The sequence below is a fragment of the Paradesertivirga mongoliensis genome, from assembly GCF_024436395.1.
GTDB lineage: Bacteria > Bacteroidota > Bacteroidia > Sphingobacteriales > Sphingobacteriaceae > Paradesertivirga > Paradesertivirga mongoliensis.
In genome coordinates this window covers 308,566-330,273 of record NZ_JAFMZO010000002.1, presented here as the reverse complement: position 1 = coordinate 330,273, position 21,708 = coordinate 308,566, and the positions used below count along the sequence as shown (strand labels likewise).

The 21,708-nt window shown below is 42.3% G+C and carries 22 protein-coding genes; 12 read left to right on the top strand and 10 right to left on the bottom strand.

The window, feature by feature from the left end:
* Positions 1–16 precede the first annotated feature (16 nt).
* Entirely contained in the window at positions 17–982 is a 966-nt protein-coding gene (locus tag J3P43_RS07455; RefSeq protein ID WP_255900836.1) for an NAD(P)H-quinone oxidoreductase, read from the top strand.
* A 200-nt stretch (positions 983–1,182) separates the two neighbouring features.
* On the opposite strand, the gene J3P43_RS07450 is transcribed toward J3P43_RS07455, so the two are convergent.
* The 3 genes from J3P43_RS07450 to J3P43_RS07440 form a co-directional block, all read right to left on the bottom strand.
* Positions 1,183–2,739: a protein adenylyltransferase SelO gene (locus J3P43_RS07450; RefSeq protein WP_255900834.1), complete on the bottom strand. Its 1,557-nt coding sequence runs from the start codon at positions 2,737–2,739 to the stop codon at positions 1,183–1,185.
* Between the two features lie 192 nt (positions 2,740–2,931).
* A complete protein-coding gene (locus J3P43_RS07445) occupies positions 2,932–4,398 on the bottom strand; it encodes a glycoside hydrolase family 43 protein (RefSeq protein ID WP_255900832.1) in 1,467 nt (488 codons plus the stop codon).
* Positions 4,399–4,490: 92 nt separating this feature from the next.
* A complete protein-coding gene (locus J3P43_RS07440; protein ID WP_255900829.1) occupies positions 4,491–4,736 on the bottom strand; it encodes a hypothetical protein in 246 nt (81 codons plus the stop codon).
* A 267-nt stretch (positions 4,737–5,003) separates the two neighbouring features.
* Between J3P43_RS07440 and J3P43_RS07435 the strand changes: the two genes are divergently transcribed.
* From J3P43_RS07435 to alaS, 4 genes are all read left to right on the top strand, one after another.
* Complete coding sequence (locus J3P43_RS07435; RefSeq protein ID WP_255900827.1) at positions 5,004–5,372, top strand: PH domain-containing protein; 369 nt, start codon at positions 5,004–5,006, stop codon at positions 5,370–5,372.
* A gap of 55 nt (positions 5,373–5,427) precedes the next feature.
* On the top strand, positions 5,428–6,132 hold the full coding sequence (locus tag J3P43_RS07430; RefSeq protein ID WP_255900825.1) for a hypothetical protein: 705 nt from the start codon (positions 5,428–5,430) through the stop codon (positions 6,130–6,132).
* A gap of 78 nt (positions 6,133–6,210) precedes the next feature.
* Positions 6,211–7,692: a sensor histidine kinase gene (locus tag J3P43_RS07425; protein ID WP_255900823.1), complete on the top strand. Its 1,482-nt coding sequence runs from the start codon at positions 6,211–6,213 to the stop codon at positions 7,690–7,692.
* Positions 7,693–7,835: 143 nt separating this feature from the next.
* The gene (gene alaS / locus J3P43_RS07420; protein WP_255902309.1) at positions 7,836–10,457 is read left to right on the top strand and encodes an alanine--tRNA ligase; all 2,622 of its coding nucleotides are present in this window, start codon (positions 7,836–7,838) and stop codon (positions 10,455–10,457) included.
* A gap of 60 nt (positions 10,458–10,517) precedes the next feature.
* Here alaS and J3P43_RS07415 read toward each other — a convergent pair whose 3' ends face one another.
* Positions 10,518–12,419: an OmpA family protein gene (locus J3P43_RS07415; RefSeq protein WP_255900822.1), complete on the bottom strand. Its 1,902-nt coding sequence runs from the start codon at positions 12,417–12,419 to the stop codon at positions 10,518–10,520.
* 33 nt (positions 12,420–12,452) lie between these two features.
* Positions 12,453–13,076 (bottom strand): 7-carboxy-7-deazaguanine synthase QueE, encoded by a 624-nt coding sequence (locus J3P43_RS07410; protein ID WP_255900821.1) that lies wholly within the window; start codon positions 13,074–13,076, stop codon positions 12,453–12,455.
* Positions 13,077–13,175: 99 nt separating this feature from the next.
* Here J3P43_RS07410 and J3P43_RS07405 point away from each other — a divergent pair, with 99 nt between their 5' ends.
* Together J3P43_RS07405 and J3P43_RS07400 are read left to right on the top strand one after the other, a co-directional pair.
* Positions 13,176–13,529 carry a Rieske (2Fe-2S) protein gene (locus J3P43_RS07405; RefSeq protein ID WP_255900819.1) on the top strand — a complete coding sequence of 118 codons (354 nt, stop codon included), beginning with the start codon at positions 13,176–13,178 and terminating at the stop codon, positions 13,527–13,529.
* A gap of 40 nt (positions 13,530–13,569) precedes the next feature.
* Positions 13,570–14,004, top strand: a complete 435-nt coding sequence (locus J3P43_RS07400) for a hypothetical protein (RefSeq protein WP_255900818.1) — start codon at positions 13,570–13,572, stop codon at positions 14,002–14,004.
* A 77-nt stretch (positions 14,005–14,081) separates the two neighbouring features.
* Here the strand turns inward: J3P43_RS07400 and J3P43_RS07395 are convergent, their stop codons facing one another.
* Entirely contained in the window at positions 14,082–14,417 is a 336-nt protein-coding gene (locus J3P43_RS07395; protein ID WP_255900817.1) for a twitching motility protein PilT, read from the bottom strand.
* A 138-nt stretch (positions 14,418–14,555) separates the two neighbouring features.
* Complete coding sequence (locus J3P43_RS07390) at positions 14,556–14,981, bottom strand: nuclear transport factor 2 family protein (RefSeq protein ID WP_255900815.1); 426 nt, start codon at positions 14,979–14,981, stop codon at positions 14,556–14,558.
* Between the two features lie 333 nt (positions 14,982–15,314).
* On the opposite strand from J3P43_RS07390, the gene J3P43_RS07385 reads away from it, so the two are divergent.
* The 3 genes from J3P43_RS07385 (at position 15,315) to J3P43_RS07375 (ending at position 17,438) form a co-directional block, all read left to right on the top strand.
* Positions 15,315–15,581: a TFIIB-type zinc ribbon-containing protein gene (locus J3P43_RS07385; protein ID WP_255900814.1), complete on the top strand. Its 267-nt coding sequence runs from the start codon at positions 15,315–15,317 to the stop codon at positions 15,579–15,581.
* Positions 15,582–15,717: 136 nt separating this feature from the next.
* Positions 15,718–16,878, top strand: a complete 1,161-nt coding sequence (locus J3P43_RS07380; protein ID WP_255900813.1) for a zinc-dependent alcohol dehydrogenase — start codon at positions 15,718–15,720, stop codon at positions 16,876–16,878.
* A 20-nt stretch (positions 16,879–16,898) separates the two neighbouring features.
* Complete coding sequence (locus J3P43_RS07375; protein WP_255900812.1) at positions 16,899–17,438, top strand: hypothetical protein; 540 nt, start codon at positions 16,899–16,901, stop codon at positions 17,436–17,438.
* A gap of 66 nt (positions 17,439–17,504) precedes the next feature.
* Here J3P43_RS07375 and J3P43_RS07370 read toward each other — a convergent pair whose 3' ends face one another.
* Both J3P43_RS07370 and trxA read right to left on the bottom strand, forming a co-directional pair.
* Positions 17,505–18,449, bottom strand: a complete 945-nt coding sequence (locus J3P43_RS07370) for a lysylphosphatidylglycerol synthase transmembrane domain-containing protein (RefSeq protein ID WP_255900810.1) — start codon at positions 18,447–18,449, stop codon at positions 17,505–17,507.
* Positions 18,450–18,538: 89 nt separating this feature from the next.
* Positions 18,539–18,835: a thioredoxin gene (gene trxA, locus J3P43_RS07365; RefSeq protein WP_255900809.1), complete on the bottom strand. Its 297-nt coding sequence runs from the start codon at positions 18,833–18,835 to the stop codon at positions 18,539–18,541.
* 140 nt (positions 18,836–18,975) lie between these two features.
* Between trxA and J3P43_RS07360 the strand changes: the two genes are divergently transcribed.
* On the top strand, positions 18,976–19,506 hold the full coding sequence (locus J3P43_RS07360; protein ID WP_255900808.1) for a DUF4142 domain-containing protein: 531 nt from the start codon (positions 18,976–18,978) through the stop codon (positions 19,504–19,506).
* 73 nt (positions 19,507–19,579) lie between these two features.
* Here the strand turns inward: J3P43_RS07360 and J3P43_RS07355 are convergent, their stop codons facing one another.
* Complete coding sequence (locus tag J3P43_RS07355; protein WP_255900806.1) at positions 19,580–20,341, bottom strand: response regulator transcription factor; 762 nt, start codon at positions 20,339–20,341, stop codon at positions 19,580–19,582.
* A 184-nt stretch (positions 20,342–20,525) separates the two neighbouring features.
* On the opposite strand from J3P43_RS07355, the gene J3P43_RS07350 reads away from it, so the two are divergent.
* Positions 20,526–21,704, top strand: coding sequence for a hypothetical protein (locus J3P43_RS07350; RefSeq protein ID WP_255900805.1), 1,179 nt, complete (start codon positions 20,526–20,528; stop codon positions 21,702–21,704).
* Positions 21,705–21,708: the final 4 nt, after the last annotated feature.

The following is a 21,708-nucleotide window of genomic DNA, read 5'->3' as shown; positions in this document are numbered from 1 at the left end:
GTACATATCTTGCCATATGAAGGCAATTGTAATTACTACCGCAGGCGATGCCGATGTATTAAAATTGGTCGAAAGGCCCGTCCCTGAATTTTCTGATAATGAGGTATTGATCCGGGTTAAAGCCGCCGGGATTAATCGTCTCGACATTCTTCAACGCCAGGGTAAGTATCCGGTTCCTCCGGGTGTATCTGCCGAAATACCAGGAATGGAAGTTGCCGGAATAATAGAAAGATGCGGTTCGAATGTTAAAAGGTGGATGCCGGGCGATAAAATCTGTGCTTTGTTAGCGGGAGGCGGCTACGCCGAGTACGTGGCAATAGACGAAGGTTCTGTTCTTCCAATTCCGGCAGGTTTAAGTTTTGCCGAGGCAAGTTCTCTCCCCGAGACAGTATTTACAGTCTGGCATAATCTGTTTCAGCGCGGCGGTTTAAAGGCGGGAGAGAATTTCCTGGTACATGGCGGCAGCAGTGGTATTGGAACTACCGCTATCCAATTAGCAAAGGCTTTTGGTAGCAACGTCTATGCAACCGCCGGCACCGATGCGAAATGCAGGGCTTGTTTAGAGCTGGGGGCTGCTATATGCGTTAATTATAAACAGGCAGATTTTTCAGACATATTGCAGGATGTGGGCATTGATGTAATTCTGGATATGATAGGAGGGGACTACACCCCTAAAAATATCAAAGTGCTACGGCCTGAAGGCCGACTCGTATTTATCAACTCTAAGGATTCATCCCTTCAGGCGAACGTTTTTACAATTATGCAAAAGCGACTAAGCATAACGGGAAGTACATTGCGCGCCAGAGACTTAAAGTTCAAAGCGCAGCTTGCGTCCGAGGTCTTTCATCATGTTTGGCCGCTTATTGAAACTGGAATTTTTAAGCCGGTCATCTATCGTAGGTTCTCATTAGATCAGGCATCGCAGGCACATACTACTATGGAAAGCAGCGAGCATATCGGCAAAATCGTATTGGAAGTGTGATGCTAATTCGCTCTAGACAGCAAATAAATAATAATTTTCTTTTAATAATAACATTGGCATAATATCTGTATAAACCTGGATAGCTTAATTGCAACAACCAGTAGCAAGCTGAGATAACACACTATCAGCTTACTGTTCAACATATATTATTCAATCTACCTATGCAAGGAGAAGAGCACCAATAATGGTGCTTTTCTCGTTTAGGAGCTACAGGATAGCATGGAGGAGCCGGGTTTCTGGCTTGCCCAATCAGGCCTCTTTGACAGAAATTCGTCGTGGAGGGAGCTGTATGGTTCGCTAATGGCTTGTTGTAACTTTGAGAATAATGTACTGTCGCCTTTTTCAAGGCCCTCAATCGCCTCATGAAGCAGGTAATTCCTCAGAATAAATCTTGGATTACTAGTCTGCATCTTCTTTCTGGACTCATCTCTTGTACATTTATTCTCTTTCAATCGTATTGTGTAAGTGTTCATCAGATCAAAGAGATGATCAGTCGCATTCTTGTCTGGCTCGCTATAAAAACTGTCTTCAAAATGCGTCATCACTTCTTCCCGATTTTTAAAGTCGGCTGGAATATTTGACAATAGCTGATAAAAAAGGGTCATATCAGGCTGTATCTCTGCAAGTACTTTTTCGAATCCATCAACGAGGTTCACATCGATTTCATTTACCCGGTCGAGGCCAAGCTTGTTACCCATCATTGCATAATATTTCAGCCAGAAGATATCTTCAAAACTTTCTATGGTTTCTACAAGCTTACCCGTGTCGTCTACAAGCGGAGCAATAGCATTTGCAAGGCACCCGAGATTCCAGTATGCCACAGAGGCCTGTTTTCCGTAAGCGTATCTTCTGCCCGGGAGATCGGTGGTGTTGGGCGTAAAGTCAGGATCATAATTATCGAGAAATGAAAATGGTCCGTAGTCTATCGTAAGCCCCAGGATTGACATGTTGTCGGTATTCATAACACCATGAACAAAACCCACACGAAGCCACTCTACCACCATACTGGCAGTTCGCTCCACCACCTCTTTTAACCAGTCAACGATCTTGTTATCTCCTGCAATATGAGGAAAGTGTTTGGCAATCGTCCATTCGCTAAGTTTTTTCAGGTTAGAGATCTCATTTTTTGATGCAAAAATTTCAAAATTTCCAAATCGTAAGAAGCTTGGTGCAACGCGCATTACTATAGCTCCGGGTTCAAACTGGGGATTCCCGTTATAAAACATGTCCCTGGCTATCTGTTCGCCAGTGCTAACCAGGCTTAGTGCTCTTGTAGTGGGCACTCCGAGATAAAACATCGCCTCACTCATCAGGTATTCTCTCACTGAAGATCTCAAAACTGCTCTTCCATCAGCCCTGCGCGAATAAGCGGTGGGTCCGGCGCCTTTAAGCTGCAGTTCCCATGACTTTCCGTCTGATTCCCATTCTCCCAGAGTGATCGCTCTGCCGTCCCCCAGTTGTCCTGCCCAGTTTCCGAACTGATGTCCTCCGTAGCGCGCCGCATACGGAAACATGGAAGCCGCAAGCCGGTTTCCTCCCAGAATGTCAATCGCTTGCTGACTGTCTGGCTTTTTGATTTTTAGCTCATTTGCCAGATCGTCAGACCAGGCTAGAAGAGTTGGTGTTTTAACCGGACTTGGAATGGCTTTAGAATAAAATATACCTGGCGTTTGTCGTGGTTGAATGTCTCCGCTGTCGTCCCCTTCGAAGGTGGTCGTGAAATCATTTGTATATGTTTTTGAAAAAAGATCCTCCATAAAATTCAATTAATGTAAACTTACTAACGGTTTGATATACAAAATATTTAATTATTCCCTTTGTTTAACCAGCCAATTAAATCTAAATGAAAGAAAAATTCATTAACAGCCTCGTATGATGAGGGTGCAATTGTAGACCTAGATGCAAAAGGCCTGATTTACAGCTTTCCCCTGCCATGCATTAAAAGATCTTTAACCAACGCGTACTTTGTCTTCTTCGAAAATCATTGGAACAGATAGTAACGCACGAAACTCTTTATATCCAGCCTTGCCGGGAAAATAGGCGTGCAGAAACATGTGATATTTACCTTCCGTATCCATAACGACAGAAGGATGTCCGGGGGCCCACCAATCAGCAGTCGATTTTAAAAACGGCTCATGCATTTTAGTAAACGGTCCCAGAGGAGATTTCGACACCGCCACCCCAATTCCATATTGATCGGTAGAAAAGTCATTTCCGGCATAAAACAGATAAAAGGTGTCGTTATGCTCGGTAACCCACATTCCCTCTACAAGGTGAGCCTCCCAGGGTAAGTCGTTTTCCAGTATTTTAGTTGGCTGTCCAACAAGATGTTGTCCATCTGCAGATAGTTGTTGAGCATACATAGGGGTTTTCATGTATTTCAACACTTCAGTGATTTGTTTTTGCGAACGTTCATCCTCAGTTTTCATTTGTTCTGATAATCGGGTGTAAAATGACGCAAAATTTGAAATGATCACCTCAATCAGCACCTGCATCGCCTGAAATCGTTCCATTGGGGGCAAGGTTTCTATCCAGGGCCATAAAGTTTGTACAAAGCTGGCGGTTCGCCGGTCTTCTTCGTGTTCAAATAAAATAGAGGTTAGGTGAGGACGATCGTTCAAAAGTTCGATAAGCTTTCCAGGCCATACATCGTTATTGTCTTCCTTCCAGTATAAGTAAACCATTTCCGCACTTTGAACAAATATATGCGGGTCGATGATGTTTCCTTTTAAGACGGGCTCTTTACAGGATACAAACGGGCCTTCGGGAGATACAGAGGATACCATGCCAATACACAATTCAGCGTTCTCATTCTCACGTGCGACATAATAGATCCGAAACTCATCGCCAATTTGATGCATCTCCGCTGCCCAATAATCGCTCGCCGACTCGCCATCTGCGGCCCAATGGGGTTTTTTGCCTTCAGGGAAAATAAAGTCAACAAATTGCCAGTCTTTCAGGTCTGAAGACCGTAACAAAGGGAATGAATGAGGAGCGTCGTTTGATGTTGCCAGCAAATAGTAGATTGTTTGAGTGTTCCTGTCGACGCGGATCACGGCCGGATCCCCGTAACCATAAAGTATGTCAGGATGGATATTCTCGGTTAATATTTCATTGTATGCCGTTTCGAAAGAGGGCGAGATGGGTATAGTTTTTATGCGATTTTGAGGAACCCGCAATCCAAAGTCGCGGGATAGTTTTGCAAAAAGGTCGAGGTATGAATGATGCTCGCGGTCGGCTAAGGTATATAATACCGTTTTTTTTGCGCCCTGAGTATCTTGCCCGCTAACCTTAAATAGGCATTCGGATTGTTTGCCCCCAACCTCGTATAGGGCGATATTAAAAGTGCATGGCAAGCTTTGATCTGAACTAAGCTCAAATTGTTGTTGATTGCTAAGAATGGGCGTTTGTTTCATAGTCTCACTGTCCGTATAACAAGAATTGAAGGAGCTTGTTATACCCGGACTATGAAAATTGCTTTGCGCAACTGAGAATCAGGAATAAAGCCTTATACTAATTCGTCGCACATGTATTTCACTTTACGCCCTTTGAAAATATAGCCGTGCTCTAGCAGGACCTGGTATTGCGAATCCTTTTGAGCTTTGCTCCCAAGAATAGTGATCTCATTGTTGTTTACGAATGCAATGATATAATTGGGGTTTTGTGAGTATAAATCATATGCTTCATATCTATTCTTAACTTCAATGGAGCGCAATGTAATAGGGTTAAGTTTTGTTAAAGCTACTACTACCATGTGTGTATATATGTTTTGAACGCTGATGTGGATGAAAAGATCATCCTTAACAACAGACGATGTATACGCTTCTGCGCTGAATTAAGATACATCCGGAGACGCTTTTTTTTAAGTATTTCGGATTACCAGTGTTTATTAGGTTTAGAAAAATTAAATAATTGGAAATCTTCATCTTAGCTTCATCAAGCTGCTTTACACTTGTAAATATAGAATTGCTCGATGTCGATTTGTGTCGCTGGGTTATAGTTTTACATTAATACATTTACTATGGGACTTTTTAACGGTTTTTTAAGTCATCCTACAGAAGTTTCATTGAAACAAATTTCGCTGGAATACGGATTGATTTTGGTTGAAGGCGAGTTTGTTGAGAAAGCGTATAAACTGGCTGCTGATAAATTTATCCTTACAAACAAGCGCCTTATCCTCATTTGTCAGACAAAGAATTCAAGAGTTGAGTATACCACCATTCCATACTCGAGTATTCGAAAATTTTCAAAGGAAAGCAAGGGTTTACTTGATGAAGACGCCGATCTTAAAATCTGGCTCAAAGACGAAACCCTGGCTATTCGCAAAGAGTTTAAAGGTTGCAGCGGCATAAATGAGATTTATCAGATCCTGAGCAAATATACTTTGTGAATTACGCCTGTTAAAAACATTTACTATAGATTAATGTTATTACTGTAGTTTTGTCATGAAACTACAAGTTCTTCATGAAATCTCTATGAAATGTATTATCCATTTGATTTTTTCTTTGTACCTGACAGTTTGTGGACTTTCCGCTTTCGGCCAGGTTAGTTACAGCCCTGCAGTGATAAGTTCTTATGATAGCGTATTCAATCGTTTAGATCCGCGCTTACAAAAAATGGTGAATAACCCAGAGAACAAAATGCGGGGAGTGGTTCTTTTAACTGGCTTTAAGCTGGATACATTAAATAAACAAGACTTTACAGGCGGTGTTCGCAGAGATACATTACTTTCCGGATATGTTCCCGAAAAAGTTCTTGTGCCGGATTTGATGGTGGGAAGAGCCAAGGCAAGCGGCGATTCTTTAACGATCTCGGTATCACCCTGGTTTATGATGGGCGATGAGATTAAGCATAAAATAACCAACAACCATGCAAGCTCTACCTATACCGCATGGGAAAAAGAAGGTCGCGTATTTGCTGTCAATCAATCGATGCCCGACGCAAAAGCCCTGCAATTAAATGCCACTGCTTCACTCGTATTAAACGATAAGCATTTCGCTCCCGGGAAAACTATTTACGGATCTGGTATATTGCTTACCGACGATTTTTCTCAAATAAATGCGCCCGATTTTAAAGGAAACACGATTAGGCTACGTATGAAATACAGTTATGTATTCAAATTAATTGCTTTGAAAGATGACGGACTTTAACCTGATCTCTTTGGATTATGCAATAATGGAAACCCCATCAGCATATGACCGTATAACAACGGACTAAGCTCTCTAACTATGAATGCATTCTCAGCATATCACCGCAGGTATATTTTTAGAATTGCAGCCATCATTCTGTTTTCGTCGGTGGTGATTATAAGTTTGAATTTTTATTCTATTAAAATTCTGTCGTCTATAAGGGCCTATGTTAATGGTGAATCCGAATACTCTAAAGCCCAAAAAGAGGCAACTCGCTACCTTATCGATTTTATTCAAACGTCGGACAAGCGATCTTACGATCTGTTCAAGGAAGAAATAAAGGTTCCTATCGGCGATAGTCTGGCCAGGGTTGCTTTGCAGGCCGACAGTGAAGATGATGATGTGATCATTCGCGCAGCTTTACAGGGGCGTAATCATCCGGATGATATTAAGAACATGATCTGGATGTTCAGGAACTTCCAACAATTTTCTTTTTTTAAAAATGTGCTCCAAAAATGGGAAGAAGGTGACAGAGATATTGCCGAGCTTGACAAAATAGGTCAGTTTATCTACAATTTAAAAAGCCAGCAACTGAACCCATCCGTCAAAACAGCTCTGATATTAAAGGTGAATACAATTAACAGGCGACTCACCTACAACCAACAGGCATTTACTTCGATTTTAGGTGAAGCGTCAAGAGTGATTGCAAGAACCTTAACAATTACCAATATCTTCTTAATCTTGATGATCTTGTTCTCTACAGGAATCTTCGCAAGGAATACATTTAAGCAGCTGGAGGAGTCAAGGCGTTTGATTATCGCCCAGAATAACGCTAAAGACGAGTTCATGAGCATTGCATCTCATGAGCTGAAAACTCCTCTCACCAGTATGAAAGCGTCGCTGCAGATTTTGGAGCGCTTTTCAAAGCAATCCGAAGAAAGTAAGCAAATGCATCCTTTTGTTGTGAACGCTAATAAACAGGTCAACAGGTTAACAGGATTGGTAAATGAACTTTTGGATGTTACCCGGATACAAAGTGGAAAATTAACAATCACTAAAAAGCCATTCTTGTTAAATGAACTGGTGAAGGAAGTTATTCAGGAGACAACTCAAACTTCAACGCATGCATACATAATTAACGATTTTGGCGAGGTATTCGTAAATGCCGACCCTACCCGGATTTACCAGGTGATAGACAATTTTCTATCAAATGCTGCTAAATATTCGCCGGAAGGTAAGGAAGTACATATCTGGTCTGAGATCGAAGCAAATCAGGTTAAAGTTTGTATAAAAGACTTTGGTCCTGGGATTGCTAAAAGTAAGCTGCCCTTCCTTTTTGATCGCTTTTATCGCATTGAGGAAACAAACCACACGGCTCAGGGACTCGGACTCGGATTATATATCTGCAAAGAAATAATTGAGAACCACGGAGGCCGAATTGGCGCCGAGAGTGAGATGGGGCAGGGAAGCACGTTTTGGTTTAGTTTACCCTCTATAAAAATGTTCAACGCTTCGCAAGGACGGGTTGATGAAACACAACTTTCAAGAAACGAACCCAGCGACTCTAATCTGCCTGTTTAGCATCTAAGTTTCTTGTTTTCTCTGCGGGGCTCTCACCCGGCGAAAGGCTGAGTGTGGCCTCCAATTCCCTGTTTTGGGAATGTTCAATCTCAGTCAAAAAATCTCAAATCTCCTGTTAACTTTGCACACTCAATATTTTGATGATGACAACGAACGAGATACGGAAAGCTTTTTTAGACTTTTTTGCAAGTAAAGGACACCAGATAGTTCCTTCTGCGCCTATCGTGGTAAAGAACGATCCTACACTGATGTTTACTAACGCAGGAATGAATCAGTTTAAAGATGTCTTTTTGGGGGAAGCGCCGGTTAAATATCCGCGCGTAGCCGATACTCAGCGATGTCTCCGTGTATCCGGAAAACATAACGATTTAGAAGAGGTTGGTATCGATACTTATCATCATACCATGTTCGAGATGCTTGGCAACTGGAGCTTTGGCGACTATTTTAAAGAAGAAGCTATCGCCTGGAGCTGGGAACTGTTAACCGATGTGTTGGGTATCCCTAAAGACCGTTTGTATGTAACCGTTTTTGAAGGAGATGAAAAAGAGGGCTTGCCTAAAGATCAGGAAGCCTATGATTTCTGGAAAAGATGGATCGCAGAAGACCGAATCCTGTTAGGGAATAAAAAAGATAACTTCTGGGAAATGGGCGACACTGGCCCTTGTGGCCCTTGTTCTGAAATTCATGTGGATTGCCGCAGCGATGAGCAACGGAACACAGTTGATGGTAAGACATTGGTAAATAATGATGATCCGCAGGTTATTGAAATCTGGAACAATGTATTTATGCAGTTTAATCGCCTGAAAGACGGTTCGCTGCAACTTTTGCCTGCGCAACATGTAGATACAGGTATGGGGCACGAGCGTTTAGTGCGCGTACTTCAGGGAAAATCTTCAAATTATGATACCGATACCTTCCAGCCCTTAATTCAATTTATCTCTAAAGAATGCGGCATCCCCTATAATATGGGGGAAAGTACGGGCAAAACCGATATCGCTATGCGTGTGATGTCTGACCATATCCGTGCCATAGCTTTTGCAATTGCAGACGGGCAATTACCATCAAATAATAAAGCCGGATATGTAATTCGCCGCATTTTGCGCCGGGCGGTTCGCTATGCTTATACCTTTTTAAATTTCAAGGAGCCTTTTTTTAATAAACTAGTCCCCATTCTTGCAGACCAGTTTGACGGTGTATTTCCAGAGCTTAAAGCGCAGCAGGATTTTGTACAGAAAGTAATATTAGAAGAGGAGATTTCGTTTTTAAGAACTCTGGCGACTGGTATTCAGCGTTTTGAACGCTATGCTGCCGGATCGGGTACGGTAGACGGCGAGTTCGCATTTGAATTATATGATACTTTCGGTTTTCCAATTGACCTTACCGACCTGATGGCCCGCGAAAAAGGCTTGTCGGTAGACATGGAAGGTTTCAATAAAGCTCTTGAACAACAAAAAAGCCGTTCGCGTGCCGCCACTGCTGTTGATACCGGCGACTGGGTTGTTGTTGGAGAAGGCGACGAAAATGAGTTTATAGGATACGATGAACTTGAAGCAGAATCACGAATATTAAAGTACCGTAAAGTGAGCGCTAAGGGAAAAGAGCAATATCAGTTAGTACTGAATAAAACTCCTTTTTATGCCGAAAGTGGTGGTCAGGTAGGGGATACAGGCCTTTTAATCGGCGATGAGTCCATCAGAATTACCGACACTAAAAAAGAGAACGCACTGATAGTTCATTTTACAGACGAAATTCCTGAAGGGTTTAACTTTAATCAGCCGGTAAAAAGCATCGTTGATAAACAGCGTCGTGGACAAACGGAAAATAATCACTCGGTAACTCATTTATTGCAGGCAGCTTTACGTCAGGTGCTTGGTACACACGTTCAGCAAAAAGGTTCCTTGGTTAACCCGGATTATTTGCGTTTTGATTTCGCGCATTTTTCCAAACTTAGCGATGACGAGATTGCGAAGGTTGAAGCCATCGTGAACAAAAAGATTCGCGAAAATATTCAACTTAAAGAGGAACGGAGGGTTCCTTATCAGGATGCTATTAATCGTGGTGTTACAGCGCTTTTTGGTGAAAAATACGGCGATGTAGTGCGGGTGATTACGTTTGATGAAAACTTTTCTGTGGAGCTCTGTGGAGGTACCCATGTAAAGTCGACTGGTCAGATCGGCTATTTTAAAATAATCTCTGAAAGCGCCGTTGCAGCAGGGGTGAGGCGTATTGAAGCTATTACAGGCGAAGCTGCCGAAACTTATATTATCCAGCAAAATAAGCTCATAAACGAGTTGAAAGGCCTCTTAAAAAATCCGAAAGATCTTGTAAAATCTGTCGAGGCTTTATTTGAAGAAAATACTAAACTTAAGAAAGAGCTTGAGAAAGCTGTTCTGGCAAAGGCTTCGGGCTTGAAAGATGAGCTGGCTGCCAAAGCTGAAAATATCAACGGAATAAACTTTATCGCTGCCAAGATAGATCTCGCTTCCGCGGAAGCGGTAAAAAACCTGGCTTACTCATTAAAGAATATGCTGGATGATTTGTTTCTTGTTATAGCCACAGACGCTGAAGGAAAACCAGGGTTAACGGTTATGATTTCTGAAAGCCTTGTAGAGCAGAAAGACTTGCATGCCGGAAATATCATCCGGGTTCTGGCAAAGGAAATCAACGGTGGTGGTGGTGGTCAGCCTTTTTATGCTACTGCGGGAGGTAAAGAGAGTTCGGGTTTAGAAAGAGCATTAAGCAAAGCGCGGGAGTTTTTAGTTTAATATCCCGTTAGTCATCGGATGAATATGGCAGCTTTCAAATAATCATCCGATGATTATTTTTCACCTTTTTACAATCCTGAACTCAGTTCTTCGGTTTTGTTGCCTTCCTTCGGCAGAGGTGTTAGCAGTAACAGGTTTCGATTCACCGTAACCTTTAAAGCTCAATCTGGACGTCGCAATTTTACTGTCAACAAGGTAGTTGTAAACTGTTTTCGCCCGGTTCTCAGAGAGAACCTGGTTTATTTTATCATCTCCCACATCATCCGTGTGTCCATCAATTTCGATTGAAACTGTTGGATTAAGGTTGAGGAAACTAATTAACTGCTGCAATTCAGTTTTTGACTCGGGTAGCAGTTCAAACTTGTTGGTGGCGAAAAATATATTGTTCAATGTTACCAGACCGCCGACTTCAATTTTTTGCAACCCGACCGAGAGCAGGTAGGGCTTGGCAGCAGCATTAGGTTTGTCTAACGAGAAGTTTTCGGAATAGAAAAGATAACCTTTTTTATCAACACTTAAGCCAAATGATTTCCCAGCTTGCATTACAGCCAAAAACTCTCCGCTTTCAAAGTCGCTAACATCCTCAAAGGCAATTGCGTTAGTTTTTAATGCAGTAATTTTAATATTAGCGTCAAGTGGTTCTTGCGTCTTCGCATCGAATACTTTTCCTTTTACATAGGTAACCGCACCCGGGCGGACCGCCTGAGGTACTTCAAAAGAATAGATGTCCATGCCTCCCTGTCCGCCTTTCATATCCGACGCAAAAAAAGCAGTTTTTCCGTTACTGCTAACAGTTAATCCGCTTTCTTCGCCGGGAGTGTTGATAGGATAACCCAGGTTTACCGGTTTTGTGAAACTTCCCGATTGGTCTACCCGGCTCATAAACAGGTCTTTATTTCCCAATCCGGGCCACCCGTTGGATGCAAAATAAAGCGTGTTGCTATCGTGATGAATGAACGGCGATATTTCATCGTAGGGAGTATTAACGCTTGGTCCCAGATTTTGTGGTTCAGACCAGGAACCGTTCGGCCCAAGCTCGGTTTTCCAAATATCATAGCCTCCTAAGCCCCCTGGCCTGGTGCTCACAAAGTACAATGTGCGGCCATCTGCACTTATAGACGGTTGGGATTCCCATCCCGGTGTATTGATCGGTGTTCCTAAGTTGAAAGGCTTACTCCAATCTTTTCCTTCACGTTTGCAGACATAAATATCGCAACGTCCTTTGCCCTCTGGGCGATTACAGCCGGTGAAGAAAAGATACATTCCATCTGGCGAAATACATTGCGCTCCCTCATTGTATATGCTGGTGTTTATGCTCGGACTCAGATACATAGATTTTGTCCATTTCGCGTCTTTCTTCGCACTGGTATAAAAATCTTCGTTGTTTCCGGCCATACGCGTAAAGATGATTGTTTCCTCATCTGCAGTAACAACAGGCAAGTATTCTTCCTTGTCTGAGTTTATTGAAGGGCCCAGATTAACGGGATTAAAAGGAACAGGTTTTTTTAACGCCTCAATACTAAATTCGCAATCTACAATTAGTTTAGCGGCACGTTTTTTACCTTCTTCCGGGACACCGGGAAAAGCTGCGTATTTTTTGAACTGAGGTATAGCTTCCTGATACTTTCCAGAAAACAACAGGCTTTCGGCCAGGCCGATAAAGGTAAGAGGATGAAATTCCGGGTCTAATTCCAGAACTTTTCGATAGTTCTGAACGGCTGTTTCATAACGCTGTAAAATCCGGTTAACGTCCGCAGTTTGTTGATAAGCAGCCACAAAATTTGGATCCAATTTGATAGCGCTTTTCAGCTCTTCCAATGCCTGATCGTACACTTTTGCCGATAGCGAAAATCTTGCTTGCTCGTAAAATTTCTGAGCCTGTTTATTACCCGACCTAAAATCTTTCTGCCCGTATACTAAGGTAGTAGAGAAGCAAAAAAGAAAAATCCAAAATCCTTTCATCACGGAAGCTTATTCGGTATATAACGAAGGAAGTTACGGAATATTTAAAAACTTGTGCGTTTGCAGCGATATCTCCCATTTAGGGTGGGCCATAACATAGTCGATTATAAGCGGAGTTACCTCTTTTGCCTTCGACCATTCTGGTTGGAGATAGAGCTTGCATTCCGGCGATACCAGTTCTGCATATTTTTCGGCAAACTCGAAATCACTTTTGTTAAATACGATAACTTTTAATTCACCGGCTACAGATCCAATTCCGGGAAGCGGAGCTTTGAATTTTTTTGGTGAAAGACAGATCCAGTCCCAGGTTCCCGATAGGGGATAAGCACCTGAAGTTTCTATAAACGTTTTGATGCCGCGTGATTGTAATTGGCTGGTTAGATAGTCGAGGTTATAGATTAAAGGCTCGCCGCCCGTAATTACAACAGCTTTGCCCGGATATTTTTCGGCGTTCGCCACAATCTGGTCGGCATGAGTAAGCGGATGTATATCAGCGTTCCAGCTTTCTTTAACATCACACCAGTGGCAGCCAACATCGCATCCGCCCAGGCGTATAAAATAAGCGGCCTTTCCGGTGTTATATCCTTCGCCTTGTATCGTGTAAAACTCTTCCATTAAAGGAAGTAATGTTCCGTCCTCTGGTACCTGATGTGACATTTCTTAAATTGCAGCAAACTTACGTAAAATTTGACCGTTGAATTTCACAGAAACGCCATATAATATTGCCGTCATTACTTTAAATGCGTTTATTTAGATATGATTTGGTTTAAAGTGTTTGAGTTGGACGTCATGCTTCAAAGCGATTTCGTTAAAGCCATCACTGTTAACGGAAAAAAGCTTTGCGCTGTTAAGTCGGGCGACGATGTATTTATAACCCAGGCCTATTGTCCTCACGCAGGCGCCGGCTTAAGCGGTGGGTGGTGCAAAAATGGAAAGTTGATCTGTCCTTTTCACCGTTATGAATATGACCTTCAGACAGGTAGAGGTGCACCCGGACAAGGTGATTACATCGATATTTATCCGTCAGAAAAAAGAGAAGATGGCATCTACGTAGGCTTTCAGGAAAAGCTTAATTTGCTGAAACTGCTTTTTAGCAAGCGCAAAACTTGAGTTTTGGCAATCAATATTAATCTCTTGCTGTTAATCTGATATGACTATCCATGAAATCGACAAACTTACCGGTCAGTTTTACGAGTGTATTTGCTTTAAGCCAGAGCATTACCCAAAATACGACCAGTTGCAGGAACTTTTTTACGGCGATGGGAAATTGATAAATGGAAATTACGACCAGCCACTGGAGTTCACCGTTCAAAGCTATATACAAGCTATCATGCATCAGATTGACGATGGGAATGCCACTTTTTATTCTCAGCAGGAAATTTCTGACGTGACCGAAGTTTTCGGTAAAACCGCCCAGCGGATAAGCGTATACGAATATTCGTTTACCGCCGAAAATACCGCACCCTGGAAAAGAGGGGTAAATTACATTCAGTTTATTTTGGTGAGCGGTGAATGGAAGATAGTATCTATGCTTTGGAATGACGAAAAGGAAGAATTAGCAATACCGGAAGCTTATTTGGTGTAGGCACTTTTCAGATACTTAACACAAAACTCTGAGCTGTTTAAAACTTGATTTCTGAGAAATAGAAATCGTTCTTGTCTTCAGTAACGATGCATTCGCAATCGCTTTCCGGAGTAGTATTCGAGGCCATCCTCAAAATTATTTATAGCCCTATGGGCAAGAGTATTCAGAACCGAGGCTGGACTGTTTGCTGAAATGGATAAGTGTTCGCAAAGAATCGCAATCTTTGGTTTCGCCTTTACGGTACGATGTTTTTTTTCTGCAAAGTAAAAGGCGATGGCCAGGCAGAGGGGAGAAGTACAGATATTGAAATTGTGGTGGTCTGCAAGACTTACAATTCGCGACGTAAAGGGAAATAAGGGATATTCTTTGTTTAAAACCGATAAAAGAATATTGGCGTCGAGAAATACCCTCATTTCTTGGACTCGAAGAATTCTTGCTAGAGGCTTTACGCGATCTTTTTGTGGTGTAAGAGCCTTCACCTTCAGCGGTGCTCATTTGGTGCTATTCCATTAAAAAGAAAGCCCTTACAAGGGCTTCTCTTTAATTAATTGTTAAATAAAAGTACTGGTGATATTCGTAATCTTCCATCCTTTTGCGGTGTTGGCCAGGCTGAGATAGTTTATCCTGGTGAAATTTTTATACTTCATGGCCACTTTTACAATGGTTTGTGTTGAATCGGCTTCAATAATGCTGGTTTTGGTAACGCAGTTCTGCTTGACATTCTCCATGCTTTTGAGAAATTTTAATAGATCATTTTTTCCGTAGTTAAATATTTTCTCATTCCGTGTAAAGGTGAATTTTACGTCTTTATCTAAGATTTCATTAAGGCCTGTTAATTCACCATGCCAAACTGCATCTACGTAAGTTTGCACAGCGTAATCCATCTTAAGTTTGTAATGTGAAGTTTCGTCGTTTGCAAAGGCGGTGCTTGAAATTGCAAATAATAATGCTGCTGTGAGAGTTTTTAAAGTTTTCATGTTGTTATTCTTTTAGAGATTAATTTCGTTTTGTTGATTCAAAAGTAGGGTGTGGATGAAAGGCTGCAAATGGCGAATAGGTTAGTTCAGGATACTTTTCGGCGAACGGCCGGTTTGAAACGGTGAATTGTTTCACAAAGATTTTACCGGTTACGAATACCAAAAAGATCCTTAACCGGTTTTGAACGATGTGCCACCCGTCCAAAACATTTATGACGCTTTACTTATTCAATAGAAACCATTATTAAGCAGGAGGACCTCATAACATTGGAGTTACATTCAGGTTAAGTTCGCGTAGCTTAGTAAATTGCTTGTTCACGAAATATATACGATATGAAATGTCCAAATTGCCAAAGTACCTTGTTAATTACCGATAAAAAAGGAATAGAGATAGATTATTGCCCGGATTGTCGTGGAATATGGCTTGATCGCGGAGAGCTGGAAAAAATCATCGAGCGTTCTGCCGAACACTATTCAAAACGTGAAAACTACGAGTCGGACTATAAAAGATACGGCTACAACGATCAGAGCAGTGATTACAACAAGCATCATCAGCACAAAAAGAAAAAGTCGTTTCTTGACGATTTCTTCGATTTTTAACAAGTATGGCGATAATTCGTACGGTCACTGCATAGCTCAGAGTTATTCAAGTTTTTAAAACACTTCAACTTTTTGAGACTTAATCTTAAATCTAATTGATTGAAAAATATGTCTTATTAAAAGAAAGGAGAGTTTTATGTTAGCAATGAATTTTCGCGGACCATTCAGGGTTCGTTTAGACCGCGACAAGCCTTTACCCGAAATTAAACATCCGGAGGATGCGATCGTACGCGTTCTGAGATCCTGTATCTGCGGATCTGACTTGCACCTTTACCATGGTCTGGTGCCCGATACCCGCGTGGGAATGACTTTCGGCCACGAGTTTATCGGCGAAGTTGTAGAAATCGGCTCTGAAGTGAAAAACCTGAAGACGGGCGATAAAGTGATGGTTCCTTTCAATATCGCCTGTGGTAAATGTGTGTTTTGCAGGCAGGAATTGTACGGAAACTGTCACGAATCTAATCCGCAGGCAACCGCAGTGGGGGGGATATTCGGGTACTCGCATACAGCTGGCGGATATGACGGCGGACAAGCAGAATATGTACGGGTGCCTTACGCAGACGTTGGCCCTACGATTATTCCCGAGTGGATGGATCCGGATGATGCCGTGTTGCTGACGGATGTAGTGCCTACAGGTTATCAGGCAGCCGAAATGGGTGGTATTCAGCCGGGAGATACGGTGGTGGTTTTTGGTGCCGGACCTATCGGAATCATGGCGGCAAAATGTTCATGGCTTTTCGGAGCGGGTAGAGTTATTGTGATCGATCATTTGGATTATCGGCTCGAATTTGTGCGGAACTATGCACAATGTGAAGCCTATAATTTTAAGGAAATGAACGACCCTGTGGTGTTTATTAAAACCACGACTGATTCGCTGGGAGCGGATGTTTGTATTGACGCCGTAGGTGCTGAAGCGGCAGGTAGCGCTGCCCAAACTCTTACCGGCCGGAAAATGCTGCTTCAGGGTGGTTCAACAACCGCACTTCACTGGGCAATTAATTCTGTTAAAAAAGGCGGGATTGTATCGATAGTGGGTGTTTATGGTCCTATAGATAGCCTGGTTCCGATAGGAAATGTGGTTAATAAAGGAATCACCATCAGAGGAAATCAGGCTTCTGTAAAGCGCCTGCTTCCCAGATTAATTGAACATGTAAAATCTGGCGTTTTAAATCCAAAGGAGATCATTACACACAGAATCCCCTTAGAAGAGGTGGCAGAAGGATATCATATATTTTCGGCAAAACGTGATAATTGCATCAAGCCGGTTCTGATTCCTCCTACAGCCTGGGCATCTTAAACAATTTTAACAACATTTTTATGAGTACAGATGAAACAAGCCCTGCAGATTTTAAGAATATCAGGGGCTCAGAATATAGCCATATTAAAGGGTGGGGCATAGATGCCAACCCTGAAAACGATCCCACCTATCCAATGAAAAACCGGACCAACGGAGAGCACGAAGGCTATACCTGGGACCGTCCTTCGCAGCAAGAGGTAGAAGTAGAGGTGCTTAGGTCGGTTGAACGCCCGAACATAACTGCTGCTTTTGGAACCTCTGTACCACCTTCTGGCCTTAGTGGTAAACTCAGAAGATATGCCTTTAAATCAAGTGAATCCGATTATCGTCACTGGTTGCCGCTGATGCTTGCAGACCGGGTGAATGTTTTTGAAGGTATTATTGATGACTTTAAACATGGACACGTTCCAAACTTTTTTGTGGAGCGTGGATGGACGGCCGAATGGAAGTACAACCGGAAAGAGTTTGTTACTAAAGCCGTGGCGGGTGTCTTTATTGCCTCGGCGGTCGTCGCTGCTGTGGTATTGCTTAAAAAGAACAGGTCGAGAGTACCTGGCTAATAATTACGAGGGTGTCTCAAAAGAAGGGCTTGCATTAAATGCCCGATACCAGTATCAAAGTGCTGGTCACTTTTGAGATGCCCTCTCATTAAGCTCTTTATCTCTCTGCTTTTCAAACTCGATAGCCTCCTTTTGTTTTGGAGCCGGTTCAAATTCTTTCGATCTGTAAATAAACCAAATTCCCGTTAATGCCGCCAGTGTTCCAACTATATAATACGTAATACAAATAAAAACTGCCTGATTCTCATCCATATTAAAAAACTCAGAGGCGTGGATCATAATATATTCTCTCACACCCGCACCGCCCGGGGCACTAACCGGTATATTGGCCGCCAGCGTTGCAATCAGGAAACTGAAAAGATATGGTGAGTACTTGTCGTCAAAGTTTTGCGAAAGTAAAATGAAGATAATGATGAGGATATGAATTGCCTGAACGGCGAGCGCCAGGCCGTGGGTCTGGAGGAATTTGTGCGAGAAATCTCCGAAAAAGCGTCTCATTAACAAATAATAAATTGCTGTGCCGGCCACGAGGGTAAAAAGTAGCCACATTCGTGGAACCATTAATTGGGGAAGCAGCAATATAAGAAATGCAGCTAATAAACCTATTGCCCAGAGGCCACTGAGCCTGTCGAACAGCATGGCCAGAAAAATGCGTTTGGTAGGTAACCGGAACTTTTTTCGCAGAATGTAGATTTTATAACCATCGCCACCGATTCCGCCCGGCAGGGTAACGTTATAAAACATTCCGAGCAAATAAAGGCGAAAATTGAATCCTGCCTTTAGATCTAAGCCGATGTTTTTAAGAAAGATTCTGTTACGAATTGAGGCGATCGCTGCAGCGAAAAAATACAGTACGAAAGACAGGAAGATGTATGTGAAATCGCTTTTTAAAAAGAGATGCTTCAGCGCCCCGATGTCGATCTTTTGAAAAACCAGATACAGGAGAACCGCTGTTACAGTTAGCTTAAGAAGCACTTTAATAATGTTCCACAGTTTTTCTCTGTCTGCCAAAACTTCGGAATTTTTAAGAAAAACAAACCAGCCGGCTTTTCAATAGCACAAGATAAATCAAATGGCCGGAATTCTGCGTTATTACTGGTTTATAAGTAATTGTTTATAACAGAACGGAGCTCATTGGCCTGTACCACGCCCGACTGCCTCCATTTAACCTCTCCGTTTTTAAATAAAATTAATGTAGGAACGCTTTGTATATGATAAGATCCGGCAACAGCCGGGTTCTTGTCAATATCCACCTTTAATATCGTTGCCTTATCGCCGAGCGTGTGTTTAACCTGTTCCAATATCGGAGCCATCATTTTGCATGGGCCGCACCATTCCGCCGAAAAATCGACCAGTACTGGTTTGCTGGAATTTAAGATTTCTGAAAAACTTGCCATAATGAATTTAACCCGGTAACAAGTGTTTGGTTTAAAAAAGAGTTAAGTATATCTGCCTCTGTTAAAATAATTTAAACCACATAGCGAATTTCCAGTTTAACAATAACCGCACCTTATAATTTATAACTAAAATTGCCCCAATGAAACAGTTCACCCTTTTGTTCACCATACTGGTAGCTGGTATGAGTGTGCTGCAATCATGTAAAAAAGATAGAGATCCGGATTTTTTGATGAGTAATCAGGAGTTTGTAACGCAGGCCTCAAGCAGCCATATGTTAGAAATTGATGCAGGAAATCTGGCCGCTAACGATGCAACGTCAGACACGGTAAAAAGATACGGTACCTTCCTGGCTCAAAGCCATACTGCTGCTTTTGACGAATTGGAGACTCTGGCTACCCAGAAGGGTTTGACTATCCTGAGCGAAATGAACGACTTGGATCAAAATAACTATGATGTTCTTGACAACTCCAACGCCGAGCAGTTCGATAGGAATTTCCTTTATCTTATGCTGCTTTCACATCAGGATACTTACTCGCTATATTATAATGCATCACGACCTAATGGCGTTCCAGACCCTCAGCTCAGAGCCTGGGCTGCACAGAAGCTGGAAAGTATCGAAGAACATTTTGATGAAGCCCAGGAACTGTATGGTGCATCAAGCACACAGTAGCCCTTATAAATTTAAGACTAATACCTTTTACGAGGCATAGTATGTCCAGCACTTCGTGGTGGATTAGCATCGCCTATAAAGCCGATTTGCCGATTAGCCGGTTAATCGCAGTAGTAATGTTCCCTCCGCCCGCCTTGGCAATGATATGTTTCCGGTGGCTTTTAACCGTTTCTACACTAAGATAGAGTTGCTGTGCAATCTGCTTTGTTGTAAGCCCTTGTCTGGCCAGCTCTAACACCTGCCTCTCCCTTTCTGAAAGTAAAAGTTCGGTTTCTCCAAATTTTCGTTCATAACACTTTACATAAATTCCGGTGGCCGATAAACGATGGACCGTAAGTACCATCGAATGATATCCGAAACTCGTGATGTCTGTGCTGTTAATATATTCCAGAATCGGTTTGCCGTCGCTGGTAAAACCGCTGAAAGTACTCTGTCGCAAAATATGGATGATAGAGTTGTTGGCAGTTATTATTCTCAGGTTGTAGCTGAACCTCAGTTTTGAACGCTGCCCCGAAGGTGTGTTGTAGTAATAGTTAAAAATTGCCAGATGCAGTTCGCGTAATTTTTGCAGATCTGCCTGGTGAATAATGCTTAGAGAAAAGTCAAGTCCCTTTTCAAAAAACTTGGATTTGTCATACCCGAGGATGCTTTTAACGGAGTCGCTAATAAAAGAATATCGCATGCTTGCCCAGTTAAAAATACATGAATAGCCGGTATTGGTTTCTGGCGCAGCGAGTTCGCAGATCGGCATTCTTTCGGCCGAAAGAAGGATTTCAGGGTTCGTTTTTTTTGAATATCCGGCCAGCCGGTATAATTCTGAGTGGAAAGAAGTCATAGATAATGAGTAGGTAACCTAAAGATACAAAGCGGGTTTCAATTAATCAATAGTTACAATTCACCCTTTTGGGGGATGGTGAGAGAAAATTACAGTTTGAATATTGGTGTCGTGTTATATACCTCTGAAACCGAAGCGATCAGGGTTTTTAACAAAAAATTATCAGCATCTATTTAAAAGTATCATGGCAAAAATGATGATCGTTGGTGATACTCTGGTTAACGAACTGGAGTATCAAAACAAAGAAGATCAGTTTAAAGAACTCCTTTTATCCGCTGAGTCGGAAGAAGAAAGCGCGCATCTGACTTTGGAAGTGTCAAACGGCCTTATCGAGGCGTCTACTGTAAAAAATGAGCTGGCTCCTCCGGACCCTATCACCGGGAAGGAGGTTCCGTACGAACCTATCGGGATCGGAAAGCCGTTGAGCATAGAAATACTTACGGTCTACACGGGTGATTTTCGAAAGAATATTGCCTTTGGAAAGCGCAGAGATCTTCTTTTATCTACAGCAATTAAATCGTCTGCCACTTATCAGGCCCAGGCGAAGGCGCTCAATATGCTAAAGTCCAAGTCGGAGGAACGATCTTATCTTAATTTTTCGGCGATGGATGAAGGAACCAGAATTGTGTTTTATTCGCCCGCTGTCGAGGTTGATTCGTATGAGGTGTCTTTCAATTTTATCGCCGACTCTTTCGATCAGGAATTAATCAATACAATTTCGCAGGCCTTTAGCGCCGCAGCTGCTTTTCCCGTTTTTTTACCTGCATCAACGTTCCTTCTTGCAGGCAGCGAGGTATTAAATATTGCGGGAAAATTGGGAAATTCCTTATTGCAAAAAGCCCCGTTTTTAAACGACAGCTTAAGAATTCAATTCGGCTTGGGCGGCCTTGTAAATTCGGTACCGCGAAAAACACTCATATACAACTCAGATGACGCTCAGGAATTTGAAGGTTTTGAAGCAAAAGCGGTTGATGTTCTGCAAAAGGTCGAATACAAACTGGTTCATAAAGAAACAAAACTCCCTTACTCTGGTCCGGCTCCTTATCTTATTATAAATATTGATGGGGCGAAAAGAGAAGGCCTCGAATCGTTTTCGCCGAAGCTGGCCACTGCGTCAATACTTCAACAATTCGGCGAAGGAAATAAATCCAGCGTAGCCACAGCTGCCTTAGAGGATGCTATGAAGTTGTATAACGATCTGAATTACAATAAAAAGGCAAATAATAAAAGAAAGCAGCTCGCGCAACTAACTGTCGGTAGCGAACAATATAATAAGGAAAACGCCTTGTATGACGCATATATAGCCAATATCCAGTCGGAGGAATTTAAACCAAAAGCCACTCCGGAAGTAGAACCAGCATAAGTAT

Bases quoted from the DNA above. Each gene is read 5' to 3' on its own strand.
- J3P43_RS07440 (WP_255900829.1), bottom strand. From the start codon at position 4,736: ATGGTAGTAGTAGCTTTAACAAAACTTAACCCTATTACATTGCGCTCC.
- J3P43_RS07385 (WP_255900814.1), top strand. From the start codon at position 15,315: ATGAAATGTCCAAATTGCCAAAGTACCTTGTTAATTACCGATAAAAAA.
- J3P43_RS07415 (WP_255900822.1), bottom strand. From the start codon at position 12,419: ATGAAAGGATTTTGGATTTTTCTTTTTTGCTTCTCTACTACCTTAGTA.
- J3P43_RS07430 (WP_255900825.1), top strand. From the start codon at position 5,428: ATGAAACTACAAGTTCTTCATGAAATCTCTATGAAATGTATTATCCAT.
- J3P43_RS07455 (WP_255900836.1), top strand. From the start codon at position 17: ATGAAGGCAATTGTAATTACTACCGCAGGCGATGCCGATGTATTAAAA.
- J3P43_RS07445 (WP_255900832.1), bottom strand. From the start codon at position 4,398: ATGAAACAAACGCCCATTCTTAGCAATCAACAACAATTTGAGCTTAGT.
- J3P43_RS07425 (WP_255900823.1), top strand. From the start codon at position 6,211: ATGAATGCATTCTCAGCATATCACCGCAGGTATATTTTTAGAATTGCA.
- J3P43_RS07400 (WP_255900818.1), top strand. From the start codon at position 13,570: ATGACTATCCATGAAATCGACAAACTTACCGGTCAGTTTTACGAGTGT.
- J3P43_RS07360 (WP_255900808.1), top strand. From the start codon at position 18,976: ATGAAACAGTTCACCCTTTTGTTCACCATACTGGTAGCTGGTATGAGT.
- alaS (WP_255902309.1), top strand. From the start codon at position 7,836: ATGACAACGAACGAGATACGGAAAGCTTTTTTAGACTTTTTTGCAAGT.
- J3P43_RS07435 (WP_255900827.1), top strand. From the start codon at position 5,004: ATGGGACTTTTTAACGGTTTTTTAAGTCATCCTACAGAAGTTTCATTG.
- J3P43_RS07350 (WP_255900805.1), top strand. From the start codon at position 20,526: ATGGCAAAAATGATGATCGTTGGTGATACTCTGGTTAACGAACTGGAG.
- J3P43_RS07405 (WP_255900819.1), top strand. From the start codon at position 13,176: ATGATTTGGTTTAAAGTGTTTGAGTTGGACGTCATGCTTCAAAGCGAT.
- J3P43_RS07355 (WP_255900806.1), bottom strand. From the start codon at position 20,341: ATGACTTCTTTCCACTCAGAATTATACCGGCTGGCCGGATATTCAAAA.
- J3P43_RS07390 (WP_255900815.1), bottom strand. From the start codon at position 14,981: ATGAAAACTTTAAAAACTCTCACAGCAGCATTATTATTTGCAATTTCA.
- J3P43_RS07450 (WP_255900834.1), bottom strand. From the start codon at position 2,739: ATGGAGGATCTTTTTTCAAAAACATATACAAATGATTTCACGACCACC.
- J3P43_RS07395 (WP_255900817.1), bottom strand. From the start codon at position 14,417: ATGAGGGTATTTCTCGACGCCAATATTCTTTTATCGGTTTTAAACAAA.
- trxA (WP_255900809.1), bottom strand. From the start codon at position 18,835: ATGGCAAGTTTTTCAGAAATCTTAAATTCCAGCAAACCAGTACTGGTC.
- J3P43_RS07380 (WP_255900813.1), top strand. From the start codon at position 15,718: ATGTTAGCAATGAATTTTCGCGGACCATTCAGGGTTCGTTTAGACCGC.
- J3P43_RS07410 (WP_255900821.1), bottom strand. From the start codon at position 13,076: ATGTCACATCAGGTACCAGAGGACGGAACATTACTTCCTTTAATGGAA.
- J3P43_RS07375 (WP_255900812.1), top strand. From the start codon at position 16,899: ATGAGTACAGATGAAACAAGCCCTGCAGATTTTAAGAATATCAGGGGC.